Genomic DNA, 225 nt, shown 5'->3' on the forward strand with positions numbered 1-225 from the left:
ATGACGATCACGCGCTTGTGGCCGAATTTATCGGCGTTCACGCAGGAAATGACGATGAACGCGGCGAACACGCAGATCGCAAGCATCAGCATGAGCAGGTATTCACGATTGGTGAAACCAAGGTCTCCGCCGCCCTGCTCGACGGTTTTGGTGCCCCAAGCGAGGGACCAGGTTGCGAGCGTGTAGAACAGCGTGTAGGTGACGGCCACCAGGAACGTGGCTTGG

Annotated in this window: 1 protein-coding gene; it reads right to left on the minus strand. The window is 58.2% G+C overall.

What is annotated here, in order from left to right:
• A partial coding sequence (locus L0M99_RS09765; RefSeq protein ID WP_238128462.1) for a hypothetical protein occupies positions 1-225 on the minus strand: 225 nt, incomplete at both ends.

This window comes from Varibaculum cambriense (assembly GCF_022133705.1).
Taxonomy (GTDB): Bacteria; Actinomycetota; Actinomycetes; order Actinomycetales; family Actinomycetaceae; genus Varibaculum; species Varibaculum cambriense_A.